11 protein-coding genes are annotated in these 11,878 nt (G+C 67.5%); 3 read left to right on the top strand and 8 right to left on the bottom strand.

Going from position 1 to position 11,878, the window contains the following annotated elements; all coding sequences use genetic code 11:
* Positions 1–81 precede the first annotated feature (81 nt).
* The 4 genes from AC0KUR_RS22110 to AC0KUR_RS22095 all read right to left on the bottom strand — a co-directional run bounded on the left by AC0KUR_RS22110 (position 82) and on the right by AC0KUR_RS22095 (position 3,221).
* Complete coding sequence (locus AC0KUR_RS22110) at positions 82–1,071, bottom strand: beta-ketoacyl-ACP synthase III (protein ID WP_034186497.1); 990 nt, start codon at positions 1,069–1,071, stop codon at positions 82–84.
* Positions 1,072–2,178, bottom strand: a complete 1,107-nt coding sequence (gene plsX / locus AC0KUR_RS22105) for a phosphate acyltransferase PlsX (RefSeq protein ID WP_034186496.1) — start codon at positions 2,176–2,178, stop codon at positions 1,072–1,074.
* Between the two features lie 129 nt (positions 2,179–2,307).
* A complete protein-coding gene (gene rpmF, locus AC0KUR_RS22100) occupies positions 2,308–2,487 on the bottom strand; it encodes a 50S ribosomal protein L32 (RefSeq protein WP_006051932.1) in 180 nt (59 codons plus the stop codon).
* Positions 2,488–2,585: 98 nt separating this feature from the next.
* Entirely contained in the window at positions 2,586–3,221 is a 636-nt protein-coding gene (locus AC0KUR_RS22095) for a DUF177 domain-containing protein (RefSeq protein ID WP_034186495.1), read from the bottom strand.
* 230 nt (positions 3,222–3,451) lie between these two features.
* Between AC0KUR_RS22095 and AC0KUR_RS22090 the strand changes: the two genes are divergently transcribed.
* Positions 3,452–4,084, top strand: a complete 633-nt coding sequence (locus AC0KUR_RS22090) for a Maf-like protein (RefSeq protein ID WP_034186494.1) — start codon at positions 3,452–3,454, stop codon at positions 4,082–4,084.
* Positions 4,081–4,803: an SAM-dependent methyltransferase gene (locus AC0KUR_RS22085; protein ID WP_034186493.1), complete on the top strand. Its 723-nt coding sequence runs from the start codon at positions 4,081–4,083 to the stop codon at positions 4,801–4,803. Before AC0KUR_RS22090 ends, AC0KUR_RS22085 begins: the two co-directional genes overlap by 4 nt.
* A gap of 61 nt (positions 4,804–4,864) precedes the next feature.
* Here AC0KUR_RS22085 and AC0KUR_RS22080 read toward each other — a convergent pair whose 3' ends face one another.
* The 4 genes from AC0KUR_RS22080 to AC0KUR_RS22065 are packed head-to-tail and all read right to left on the bottom strand — an operon-like array spanning position 4,865 to position 7,937.
* On the bottom strand, positions 4,865–5,857 hold the full coding sequence (locus AC0KUR_RS22080; RefSeq protein WP_049030457.1) for a S49 family peptidase: 993 nt from the start codon (positions 5,855–5,857) through the stop codon (positions 4,865–4,867).
* Positions 5,858–5,869: 12 nt separating this feature from the next.
* Positions 5,870–6,271 carry a Rieske (2Fe-2S) protein gene (locus AC0KUR_RS22075; RefSeq protein WP_473376422.1) on the bottom strand — a complete coding sequence of 134 codons (402 nt, stop codon included), beginning with the start codon at positions 6,269–6,271 and terminating at the stop codon, positions 5,870–5,872.
* A complete protein-coding gene (locus AC0KUR_RS22070; protein WP_049030461.1) occupies positions 6,268–6,927 on the bottom strand; it encodes an HAD-IA family hydrolase in 660 nt (219 codons plus the stop codon). Before AC0KUR_RS22070 ends, AC0KUR_RS22075 begins: the two co-directional genes overlap by 4 nt.
* 5 nt (positions 6,928–6,932) lie before the next feature.
* Positions 6,933–7,937, bottom strand: coding sequence for an RluA family pseudouridine synthase (locus AC0KUR_RS22065; RefSeq protein WP_034186489.1), 1,005 nt, complete (start codon positions 7,935–7,937; stop codon positions 6,933–6,935).
* 721 nt (positions 7,938–8,658) lie between these two features.
* Between AC0KUR_RS22065 and AC0KUR_RS22060 the strand changes: the two genes are divergently transcribed.
* Positions 8,659–11,784 (top strand): Rne/Rng family ribonuclease, encoded by a 3,126-nt coding sequence (locus AC0KUR_RS22060; protein WP_069705364.1) that lies wholly within the window; start codon positions 8,659–8,661, stop codon positions 11,782–11,784.
* The last annotated feature ends 94 nt before the right edge of the window (positions 11,785–11,878 follow it).

Here is an 11,878-nt window from a genome sequence, read left to right as displayed (position 1 = left end):
CGTCCCCAATTGAATCGATTCGGACGGCGCGCACGAACGGCGCGCCGGTGGGATCCGCGCGCAGCGGTCGCGCGCCGCGGATCAGAAGCGGAAGACCGACGCGCCCCAGGTGAAGCCGCCGCCGACGCCTTCGATCAGCACGTGCTGGCCACGCTGGATGCGGCCGTCGCGCACCGCGGTGTCGAGCGCCAGCGGGATCGACGCGGCCGACGTGTTGCCGTGCTGGTCGACCGTCACGACCATGCGCTCCTGCGGCAGGCCGAGCTTGCGGCAGGTGCTGGTCATGATGCGGATGTTGGCCTGGTGCGGAATCAGCCAGTCGATCTGTTCGGGCGCGAGATTCGCCTTGGCGAGCGCCTCGATCGCGACCTTTTCGAGCACGTTGACCGCGAGCTTGAACACGGCCTGCCCGTCCATGTACAGGAACGCGCTGCCCTCGATCACGCCGCGGTTGACGTTGCCCGGCGTGCAGAGGATGTGCGAATAGCTGCCGTCGGCATGCAGCGCGCTGCCCAGCACGCCCGGCTCCTCCGATGCGGACAGGATCACCGCGCCCGCGCCATCGCCGAACAGCACGCAGGTCGTGCGGTCCTTGAAGTCGAGAATGCGCGAGAACGTCTCCGCGCCGACCACGAGCGCCGTACGGTGCTGGCCGCTGCGGATGAAGCTGTCGGCCGTTGCCATCGCGTACGCGAAGCCCGAGCACACGGCCTGCACGTCGAATGCCGCGCCGCCGTTCTTGATGCCGAGCTTGTTCTGCAACAGGCACGCGGTGCTCGGGAACACGAAATCGGGGGTCGAAGTCGCGACGATGATCAGGTCGATCGACTGCGGATCGACACCGGCCGCCTCGATCGCACGGCGCGACGCCTCGAGCGCGAGATCGCTCGTCGTGACGTCGGGCGCGGCGAAATGGCGCGCATGGATGCCCGTGCGCGCAACGATCCATTCATCGCTCGTCTCGATGCCTTCCTTCGCAAGACGATCGGTCAACTGCTGGTTCGTGACGCGGTCGGGCGGCAGGTAGCTGCCCGTGCCGAGCACGCGGGAATAGAGAGTCGATTGGGCCATTTATGCTTTAGAGGATTGCGCAGCGGAAGGTTCGGCGTGTTGGCCTGCGGCCGGGCTTGCCTGGCCCGCGCCGCCCGCGTCGTGTTCGCCATCGCCGAGCGACACTGAATTATCCGCCATCGCGCGCGCGAGGCGCTCCAGCACGCCGTTTTTGACGGCATCATACCCGCGTTTGATCGCCCACTCAAACGCGTAGGCGTCGGCCGAACCGTGGCTCTTGATCACGAGGCTCTTCAGCCCCAGCAACGCCGCGCCGTTGTACTGGCGGTGGTCGACGCGCTTCTTGAAACGCATCAGCACCGGCAGCGCGAGCAGCGCCATCAGCTTCGACATCAGCGAACGGCCGAACTCCTCGCGGATGATGTCGGACAGCATCTGCGCGAGTCCTTCCGACGTCTTCAGCGCGACGTTGCCGACGAAGCCGTCGCACACGATCACGTCGACGGTGCCCTTGTAGATGTCGTTGCCTTCCACGTTGCCGCGGAAATTGAGCGTGCTGGCGCGCAGCAGCTCGCCCGCGCGCTTGATCGTCTCGTTGCCCTTGATGACCTCCTCGCCGATGTTCAGCAGGCCGATCGTCGGACGCTCCTTGCCTTCGAGCGCCGCCACGAGCGCGTGCCCCATCTCCGCGAACTGCAGCAGGTGCTGCGGTTCGCAGTCGACGTTCGCGCCGAGGTCCAGCATCATCGTGTAGCCGGTCGGGTTCGGCAGCGCGAACGCGATCGCGGGCCGCTCGATGCCGGGCAGCGTCTTGAGTACGTAACGGGAAACGGCCATCAGCGCGCCGGTATTGCCGGCGGAGATGCAGGCCTGCGCCGCGCCATCCTTGACGTGATTGAGCGCGACACGCATCGAAGAATCCTTCTTCTTGCGCAGCGCCACTTCGACAGGGTCGTCCATCGCCACGACTTCGGTGGCGGGAACGATGGTCAGCGCGGGATCGTCGAGGGCTTTCAGCTTCTTCAGCTGAGCGCGGATCGCGCTTTCGATGCCGACGAGCATCAGGTGCGCATCGGGATGCGCGCGGACGAACTTGACTGCCGCGGGAACGGTCACGGACGGGCCGTGGTCGCCTCCCATGCAATCGATTGTGAGCTTTACGGTCATGGAATGCGACGAATTTCAGGCACAAAAAAGCGGCAGTAGAATGCCGCCTTTTTGTTGCGCCAGGAAAGTGTCAAGCGAACCAGTTGTCACGCGAACGGCAAACGTAGCGCGCAACGCGTGACTTGACGCTTAGTCGTTCTTCGTCTTGACGACTTTCTTGCCGCGGTAGTAGCCGTTCGGGCTGACGTGGTGACGCAGGTGCACTTCACCCGTGCTCGGCTCGACTGCCAGCGGCGCTGCCGTCAGGAAATCGTGCGAACGATGCATGCCGCGCTTCGACGGCGACTTCTTGTTTTGCTGGACTGCCATGACTAACTCCTAAATAATTTTCCGGATTCTAACACAGCCCGATCCGGCGCTTAACTACCCTGGCCCAAAGCCCTTACGCCTTCCCGCGCCACAACTGCTTAGTGTTTCTTGTTGCCGTCACCGCCCTTCTTCAACGCTTCCAGCGCTGCGAACGGATTCGGCCGTTTGCCTTCGTCCCCGGCTTCGTCGGACTCTTCGTCAGACTCTTCCGCGGGACCGCTCGCACCCGACACGAGGCTTTCGTGAACTGCCGGGCAAACCTCGTGCTTGGGCACGAGCGGCAACGAAAGCAGCAATTCCTCTTCGATCAAGTCGACGAGATCGAACTGGCGTGAGCCCACGATCACATCGGCTTCATCGTCGTCGAGCGGAAATTCTTCAGCTTCTTCTTCGGTCGCGACGATCCGGTACGTCATGTCAACGTCGAACGTCTGGTCGTACGGCGTCATGCAGCGCTGGCACGTGAGCCACGCATGGCCATGCACCGCGAGGCGCAGGTACGGCTGCTGACCGTCGGCGCCGTCGTCCTGCAGTTCCTTCTGCGTGAACCCTTCCGCCTGCCATGTGAAGACCGTGTCGCGATCTGGCGCGTCCGCCGGCACTTCGTTTAACATGCGCGGCAGTTGCGAGAGATGCACCGCACCGGCTGCCTGCCGCCCGCTGCGGGCGAACTCGAACAGGTCGACCGCGCGCGGATCGAGCGCCGCCGCAGGTTTGCCAGAAGAAGTGTTCATGTGCGCTCCCGCCTACAGGCTGACTTGCGGATCCGGCTTGGTACCGCTCGCGTACGGCTCATCCGCGGATGACGTACTTTACTTCCGAAGACCCGGCAGGCGCCACCACTGCGGAAGCCTGCCGACGAAAAGCGGGAAAGCATACCTGTTTTACCTTTTGCGGTCAATCACTTAAGCTTGCGTCCGCGCAACGCCGCGCCACACCTGAAGACTCACCGATCCAACCGACCATGCCGGATACCGTTTGCCGCCCGCCGCGGCTGATTCTCGCCTCCAGTTCCCGCTACCGCCGCGCGCTCCTCGAGCGCCTCGGCGTGCCGTTCGACGTCGTGTCGCCCGACCTCGACGAGACCCCGCTCGACGGCGAAACCCCGGCGGCCACCGCGCTGCGCCTCGCCGGCGCGAAAGCGCGCGCCGTCGCCGCGACGATTGACGCACCCGATGGCGTGCTCGTGATCGGGTCGGACCAGGTCGCGACCTTCGACGGCCTTCAGATCGGCAAGCCCGGCACGCACGAGCGCGCGCTCGCGCAGCTCGTGTCGATGCAGGGCCGCGCGGTCGAATTCCACAGCGCGCTGTGCCTGTACGACAGCCGCACGGGCGAAGCGCAGGTCGAGGACGTCGTCACGCACGTACGCTTCCGCTCGCTGCCCGAAGCCGAACTCGACGCGTACCTGCGCGCGGAAACCCCGTACGACGTCGCCGGCAGCGCGAAATCCGAAGGGCTCGGCATCGCGCTGCTCGACGCGATCGACTCAGACGACCCGACCGCGCTGGTCGGCCTGCCGCTGATCGCGCTCACGCGGATGCTGCGCGCCGCCGACTACCCGCTGTTTGCAACCACCCGTGGAGACCGCGCATGACCGCCGGCACGCTTTACCTCGTCCCGAACACGCTCGGCGAAGGCGACGAATCGATGCTTGCCGCCGTGCTGCCCGCCGCCGTCCAGGCGCGCGCCGGCACGCTCGGCTATTACATCGGCGAGAACGCGAAAACGACGCGCGCGTTTCTGAAGAAGATCGGCACGACCCGCCCGATCCAGGAAATCGAGATCAGCGAGCTGAACGTCAATACGCCGGCCGGCGCCATCGACCGGCTGCTCGCGCCGATCCTGGCCGGCGCGGACGCCGGCCTCGTGTCGGAAGCCGGTTGCCCGGCCGTCGCCGATCCCGGTGCGCTGCTGGTGCGCCGCGCGCACGAGCGCGGCGTGAAGGTCGTGCCGCTCGTCGGGCCGAGTTCGATCCTGCTCGCCTTGATGGCGTCGGGCCTGAACGGCCAGAGCTTCGCGTTCAACGGCTACCTGCCGGTCGATGCGGCCGCGCGCGCGAAACGGCTGCGCGAACTCGAGCAACTGTCGCGCAAGGCGCGCCAGACGCAGATCTTTATCGAAACGCCATACCGGAATCACGCGATGCTCGACACGCTGATCGCGACCTGCGCGCCGTCGACGCAGATTTGCGTCGCGGCCGACCTGACCCTCGCGACCGAAACGATCGCGAGCCGCACCGTGACCGACTGGAAAAAGGCGCCCGCGCCGAATCTGCACAAGCGTCCCGCCATCTTCCTGCTGCTCGCGAACTGACGCGTCAGCCGGCACAAGCCGGTGGCACGAAGGCGGGCCGTCGCGGCCCGCCGCCAGCCGGTCAGCGCAGGCTGACCGATGCGCCGCCGGCCGTCAGCGCCTTCATCGCGGCGCCGCCGACGGCCGCGCCGAACTTGCGCGCGACGCGGTTCGTCAGGCTTTCCTTCACCGTGTAATCGACGAGGTCCGGCGCCTTCAGCACGTCGCGCGCGACTGTGTCGGTGGTGCCGTAGCCGTCGGCGAGCCCGAGCTCGACGCTCTTCTCGCCCGTCCAGAACAGCCCCGAGAACAGGTCGGGTGTCTCGTGCAGCCGCTTGCCGCGGCCATCCTTCACGGCCTTGATGAACTGCGCGTGCACCTGGTCGAGCAGCGCCTGCGCGTGCGCGTCCATCTTCGGCGTCTCCGGCGAGAACGGATCGTAGAAGCCCTTGTTTTCACCCGACGTATGCAGGCGGCGCTCGACGCCGAGCTTGCCCATCAGCCCGGTGAAGCCGAAACCGTCCATCAGCACGCCGATCGACCCGACGATGCTCGCCTTGTCGACGAAGATCTTGTCGGCCGCGGCCGCGATGTAATAGCCGCCCGATGCGCACATGTCGGTCACGACGACGTACAGCGGCTTGTCCGGATGCTTCGCGCGCAGCCGCCGGATCTCGTCGTAGACCATCCCGGCCTGCACGGGGCTGCCGCCCGGGCTGTTGATCCGCAGCACGACACCGACCGTGCCGTCGTCGTCGAACGCGGCGTCGAGCGCCGTGTTGATGTCCTCGGCGTTCGCGTTGACGCCGGCCGCGATCTCGCCGTCGATCGTCACGAGCGCCGTGTGCCGCCCGCTCGACGAGAACTTCGAATCGCTCGAGAAATCGATCAGCGCGAACGCAAGCAGCACGAACACGCCGAGGAACGCGAAGCGGAAGAAGATTTTCCAGCGCCGCGCCGCGCGCTGCTCCTTGACGGCCGCGAGCGCGATCCGTTCGAGCGCCGCGCGCTCCCAGTTCGGTTCACGGCTGTCGGGACGGGAGGAGGATTCCGGGGAATTCGGTTGGTCGGCCATGCAGTGGTGTCGTCAGTCGGTCGTGGCGGAAGTGGCGGGATGCAGATCGGCATCCGGCACCCAGAATACCGCACGGCCGTCGGGCGTGTCGCGTTCGTCGACCTCGACCGGGCGCAGGCGGCCGCCGCGGCACGGGCCGCTGACACACTTGCCGGTATCCGGCGCATAGATCGCGCCGTGCGTCGCGCACATCAGGTAAAGGCCCGACGACTCGAAGAACTGCCCTTCGGCCCAGTCGAGCTCCATCGGCACATGCGCGCAGCGGTTCAGGTAGCCGTACGCGCGGCCGTCGTAGCGCACGAAGAACACGACGGCCTGCTCGCCGCGCAGCGTCGCGTCGACGCGCACGCCGGCGCCGCCGTCGGCCAGCGCATCCGATGCGCACACGCGCACGGCGTCCGGCGCCGCGCTCATGCGTGCTCCCTCAGCCATTCGGCCAGCGCACCGACATCGGGCGCGACGAAGCGAGGCGCGAGCGCCGCCAGCGCATCGGCCGTATGCGCGCCATACGCGACACCGACACCGGCCGCCCCGGCGCTCGCGGCCATCTGCAGGTCGTGCGTCGTATCGCCGATCATCACGGTGCGCGCCAGATCCTGCCCCAATTCTCGCGACAATTCGTGCAGCATCGCCGGGTGCGGTTTCGAGAACGTCTCGTCCGCGCAGCGCGTCGCGTCGAACAGGCTCGTCAGCTTCGACTGGTCGAGCACGCGGTTCAGCCCCACCCGCCCCTTGCCGGTCGCCACCGCGAGCAGGTAGCCCGTGTCGCGCAGCTCGGCGAGCAGTTCGCGCACGCCGGCGAACAGCTCGATGCGCTGGTCGTCGAGCAGATAGTGATAGCGGTAGCGCTCGGCGAGCCTCGCGTACTCGGACGGATCGAGGGTCGGAGCGGTAATCTGCAGCGCGTCGCGCAGGCCGAGGCCGATCACGTAGCGCGACGCCTCGTCGGACGGCGTGGGCAGGCCGAGATCGCGGCACGCGGCCTGGATGCTGTGCGCGATGTGCGCAGTCGAATCCATCAGCGTGCCGTCCCAGTCGAAGACGATCAGGTCAAATTGCTGTCGAGCCATGCGGTTCAGGCGGTATCGCGCAGTGCGCTGAGTTGATCGAGGAAGCGCCGGCATTCGTCCGGCAGCGGCGCATCGAACTGCAGCGCCTCGCCGGTCAGCGGATGCGCAAGCCGCAGCCGGTGCGCATGCAGGAACATCCGCTTCAGTGACGGTTGCGCGTTCGCGCGCGCCAGCGCCTTGTTCAGTGCGAAATCGCCATACTTGGCGTCGCCGGCGATCGGCAGGCCGAGATGCGCGAGGTGCACGCGGATCTGATGGGTCCGACCCGTTTTGAGTTCCGCCTCGACGAGCACATAGTCGGACCAGCGGTCGACGAGGTTGAACACCGTATGCGACGCCAGCCCGTCGTCCTGCACGCGCACGCGGCGCTCCCCTTCCGGGGTCGAATACTTGAACAGCGGCGCCTTGACCGCGCGGCGGCGGCCCCAGTCGGGCTGCCATTCGCCGTGCGCGCACGCGAAGTAACGCTTGTCCATCCGGTTCTCGCGGATCTGTTCGTGCAGGCCGACCAGCGCCGTGCGCTTCTTCGCGAGCATCAGGATCCCGGACGTCTCGCGGTCGAGCCGGTGCACGAGCTCGAGGAATTTCGCGCGCGGGCGCGCCTGGCGCATCTGCTCGATCACGCCGAACGCGACGCCGCTGCCGCCGTGCACGGCGACGCCGGCCGGCTTGTCGATGACGAGCATCGCGTCGTCCTCGTACAGCACGTCGAAATTCGCGGGCGGCACGACCGGCGTGTCGGCGCGCGCCAGGTCGGCTGCCGCCACCCGTACGGGCGGCACGCGGACGATGTCGCCCAGCGCCAGGCGGTACTGCGCATCGATCCGGCCCTTGTTCACGCGCACTTCGCCGCTGCGGAGGATCCGGTAAATATGGCTTTTCGGCACGCCTTTACAGACGCGCAACAGGAAGTTGTCGATACGCTGACCGGCCGAGTTTTCGTCGATCTCGATCATCGATACCTGGCCGCTTGCGACCGAATTCTGGGATATTTTGCCTAACTCATTCATACTGAATATAATTTTGCCCAGCCTGACGTTGTGGGTGGCCTGACCGGCCGGCCCCGGCTGAATCGGGCAAGGCGCAAGCGCAAACCGTTATTTTACTTGCGCCGGGGGTCCGCTGCTCACCCCTAATCAAAGAGATGCAGCAAGTTGCACGCACGGCGCCGCCCGTCGGCAAGGATCGCGCCCACAGGCGGATTCGGTCGGCAAGGCGCCGCGGTAACGGAAAGTTGGTTGAAAAGAATTTGATCGGCAGCCCGACGGCGCGAAGTGCGTCCGCAGGCTGCCGGTTGCGAAAATTACGGCGTTGCGCCCGATTTGGTCCCGCGAAGCGTGCGGGACTTGGCGACGTCAAACCAGGGAAGTACACCCCAAGCGGGAAAGTCGGGCTGGATTCGATACTCCCCGCTGCGGCCCAAGCCGCAGCATCTGCCGCCCGTCGGCGCGCGCGACGCATTGTGCGCGCCCGTGGCAATGCCCGGACTCAGGCTTAGCGCGCTTTGCAGCGTGCGGTGTGTGAACGCCGTGCTTTGAAGCCGTATTCGCAGGTGCCCTATGGCCGCCGGCTCCGTCTTTCGGGCCCAAGCGCCTCTTCAGGCAATTCTCCCCGCCATCGTTCCCGCTCCAGCGTGCTCGTGACAACACAACAAGGTGCGGCCTGCCGTCGTTCCCGCCCTCGCGACTGACAACCGCGAGGCGCCGGCAGCGGAGCCGCCTGGAGCCGTTCATGAAACGCATGCTGTTCAATGCGACGCAGCAGGAGGAGCTGCGCGTCGCCATCGTCGATGGGCAAAAGCTCATCGACATCGACATCGAGACAGCCGGGCGCGAACAGCGCAAAGGCAATATCTACAAAGGTGTCATCACCCGTATCGAGCCTTCGCTCGAGGCGTGCTTCGTCAACTACGGCGAAGACCGCCACGGCTTCCTGCCGTTCAAGGAAGTCGCCCGCCAGTACTTCAAGGAAGGCATCGACATGCGCTCCGCGCGCATCCAGGATGCCCTGCGCGAAGGCCAGGAGCTGATCGTCCAGGTCGAGAAGGAAGAGCGTGGCAACAAGGGCGCCGCCCTCACCACCTTCATCTCGCTCGCCGGCCGTTACCTCGTGCTGATGCCGAACAATCCGCGCGGCGGCGGCGTGTCGCGCCGGATCGAGGGCGACGAGCGCCAGGAACTGCGCGAAACGATGGCGCAACTGCAGATCCCGGACGGCATGAGCATGATCGCCCGTACCGCGGGCATCGGCCGCAGCGCCGAGGAACTGCAGTGGGACCTGAACTACCTGCTGCAGCTGTGGCGCGCGATCGAAGCGGCGTCGCAAAGCGGCAATGCCGGCCAGCCGATGCTGATCTATCTGGAATCGAGCCTCGTGATCCGCGCGATCCGGGACTATTTCCAGCCCGATATCGGCGAAATCCTGATCGACACGACCGAGATCCACGATCAGGCCCGTGCGTTCATGGATATCGTGATGCCGGACAACGTGTCGAAGGTGAAGCGCTACCACGACGACGTGCCGCTGTTCTCGCGCTTCCAGATCGAGCACCAGATCGAAACCGCGTACTCGCGCACGGTGCCGCTGCCGTCGGGCGGCGCGATCGTGATCGACCACACCGAAGCGCTCGTCGCGATCGACGTGAACTCGGCGCGCGCGACCAAGGGCGCGGACATCGAGGAAACGGCGACCCGCACGAACCTCGAAGCGGCCGACGAAGTCGCCCGCCAGCTGCGCCTGCGTGACCTCGGCGGCCTGATCGTGATCGATTTCATCGACATGGAATCGGCGAAGAGCCAGCGTGAAGTCGAGCAGCGCCTGAAAGATGCGCTCAAGCACGACCGGGCGCGCGTGCAGATGGGCAAGATCTCCCGCTTCGGCCTGATGGAGCTGTCGCGCCAGCGCCTGCGTCCGGCCCTGTCGGAAGGCAGCCACGTGACCTGCCCGCGCTGTAACGGCACCGGCCACATCCGCGATACCGAATCGTCCGCGCTGCAGGTCCTGCGGATCATTCAGGAAGAAGCGATGAAGGAAAACACCGCGGCGATCCACTGCCAGGTGCCGGTCGAGGTGACCGCCTTCCTGCTCAACGAAAAGCGTCAGGAAATCAACAAGATCGAGTCGCGCTTCAAGGTCGGCATCGTGCTGATCCCGAACAAGCACCTCGATACGCCGCACTACAAGCTCGAGCGCCTGCGTCACGACGATGCGCGCCTCGACGATCCGCGCGCGTCGTGGAAGATGGCCGAGGAAGCCGCCCGCGAACTCGAGTCGGAAACCGGCTACAGCAAGCGCGCCGCGGAAGTAAAGCCGAAGCAGGAAGCCGCGGTCAAGGGCATCACGCCCGAGCGTCCGGCCCCGAGCCCGGCGCCGCAGCGCCCGGTCGAACCGGTGGCCGCGCCCGCCCCGGCTGCCCCTGTCGCCGCGGCAAGCGGCGGCTTCATCGGCTGGCTGAAGGGCCTGTTCGGCGTGGCGCCGGCACCGGCGCCCGCGCCGGTTGCTCCGGCACCGGCGAAGGAGCAGGCGGCCCGTCCGGCCCGCGAGCGGACCGAAAAGACCGAGCAGCGCGGCGGCGATCGCAATCGCAACCGCCGCGGCGGCGCGCAGCAGGCGCAAGGCGGCCGCGATCAGGCAGCGGCAGGCCGTGGCCAGCCGCAACGCCAGGAACGCGAAGGCAAGGAAGTGCGCGAACCGCGTGAAGGCCGTGAGCCGCGCGAGGGCCGTGAGCTGCGTGAAGGTCGCGAAGGTCGCGAGGGCCGTGAAGGTCGCGAGGGCCGTGGCCCGCGCGAAGGCCGCGAACCGCGTGAAAGCCGTGAGCCGCGCGAACCGCGCGAGAACCGCGAACCGCGCGAGCGTGCCGAGCAGGCGGACGCCGTCGAGGCAACCGGCCGCGGCGAGCGCCAGGAACGCGGCGAGCGTCGCGAGCGCGGCGAGCGCCGCAAGCCGACCCAGCATGCGGCCACGCTCGAGACCGTCAACCGCGGTGAAAACCACCCGGAACCGGAAGACGACAAGGCCGTTGCGGAGGCCCTGCCCGGCGCCGATCTGGCAGCCGATGCGGAAGCCGTCGCGCGCGACGGCGAAGAGCGCCGTCGTCGCCGTCGCGGCCGCCGCGGCGGTCGTCGTGAGCGCGAAGAAGACGGCACGGTCGTCGACCAGGCCGAGCAAGGCGCGGATGGCGAAGGCGCCGTGCAAGCCGTGACGCCGGCGGCACCGGCCGCTGTCGAACCGGCCCACACGGCCGCGCCGGCAGTCGTCGCAGCCGTGGCAAGCGCGGTCGTCGTGGAAGCAGTCGTCGAGCAGCATGCTGCTCCGGCCGCTGTCGAAACCCCGGCGCCGGCACCCGTCGAAGCGGCTCCGGTCGAGCCGGCCGTCGCCGTGCAGGTCGCGGAACCGGCGCCGGTTGCACCGGCCGTCGTCGCCGAAGCCGGTCCGGCTCCGGTCGCGGTTTCGCCGACCGACGCGTTCGAAGTGCCGGCAGTCCCGGCCGCGGCCCCGGTCGCTGTCGAGGCGCCGCAGCCGGCGCCCGTCGAGCAAGCCGCGCCGGCCGTAGCGATCGAAGCCGCTCCGGTGGCAGTCGAACCGGCACCGGTCGCCGTTGCGCCGGTCGAGGTCGCCGCCGCACCGGCGCCGGCAGCCGCTCCCGCGCAACCGGCAGCCGCGCCCGCTTCGGCGAGCCTGGATGCCGTGCTGGAGCAAGCCGGCCTCGTCTGGGTGAACACGGACGCCGGCAAGCTCGCTGCCGCGCAGGAAGCCGCGTCGCAGCTCCCGCGCCCGGCCCGCGTGCCGCGCGAACGCAAGGTGCTGCCGCCGGCCGATACGGCCCCGATGCAGCAGGTCGAAACGACGCATCACTAAGTCGCATCGCCCGACCAGGAAAAGCCCGCCTCCGGCGGGCTTTTTCATGTCCGCGCTGCGGGTTTCCGCCCACCGGACCCGCCGGCCGCTTGCG

The sequence above is a fragment of the Burkholderia sp. YHN3-13 genome (assembly GCF_055810675.1).
Note: the sequence above shows the minus strand (reverse complement) of the source record. Positions and strands in the feature narration are given on the sequence as shown.

Excerpts from the sequence above, each read along its gene's own strand:
- AC0KUR_RS22110 (WP_034186497.1), bottom strand. The coding sequence starts at position 1,071 with ATGGCCCAATCGACTCTCTATTCCCGCGTGCTCGGCACGGGCAGCTAC.
- plsX (WP_034186496.1), bottom strand. The coding sequence starts at position 2,178 with ATGACCGTAAAGCTCACAATCGATTGCATGGGAGGCGACCACGGCCCG.
- rpmF (WP_006051932.1), bottom strand. The coding sequence starts at position 2,487 with ATGGCAGTCCAGCAAAACAAGAAGTCGCCGTCGAAGCGCGGCATGCAT.
- AC0KUR_RS22095 (WP_034186495.1), bottom strand. The coding sequence starts at position 3,221 with ATGAACACTTCTTCTGGCAAACCTGCGGCGGCGCTCGATCCGCGCGCG.
- AC0KUR_RS22090 (WP_034186494.1), top strand. The coding sequence starts at position 3,452 with ATGCCGGATACCGTTTGCCGCCCGCCGCGGCTGATTCTCGCCTCCAGT.
- AC0KUR_RS22085 (WP_034186493.1), top strand. The coding sequence starts at position 4,081 with ATGACCGCCGGCACGCTTTACCTCGTCCCGAACACGCTCGGCGAAGGC.
- AC0KUR_RS22080 (WP_049030457.1), bottom strand. The coding sequence starts at position 5,857 with ATGGCCGACCAACCGAATTCCCCGGAATCCTCCTCCCGTCCCGACAGC.
- AC0KUR_RS22075 (WP_473376422.1), bottom strand. The coding sequence starts at position 6,271 with ATGAGCGCGGCGCCGGACGCCGTGCGCGTGTGCGCATCGGATGCGCTG.
- AC0KUR_RS22070 (WP_049030461.1), bottom strand. The coding sequence starts at position 6,927 with ATGGCTCGACAGCAATTTGACCTGATCGTCTTCGACTGGGACGGCACG.
- AC0KUR_RS22065 (WP_034186489.1), bottom strand. The coding sequence starts at position 7,937 with ATGAATGAGTTAGGCAAAATATCCCAGAATTCGGTCGCAAGCGGCCAG.
- AC0KUR_RS22060 (WP_069705364.1), top strand. The coding sequence starts at position 8,659 with ATGAAACGCATGCTGTTCAATGCGACGCAGCAGGAGGAGCTGCGCGTC.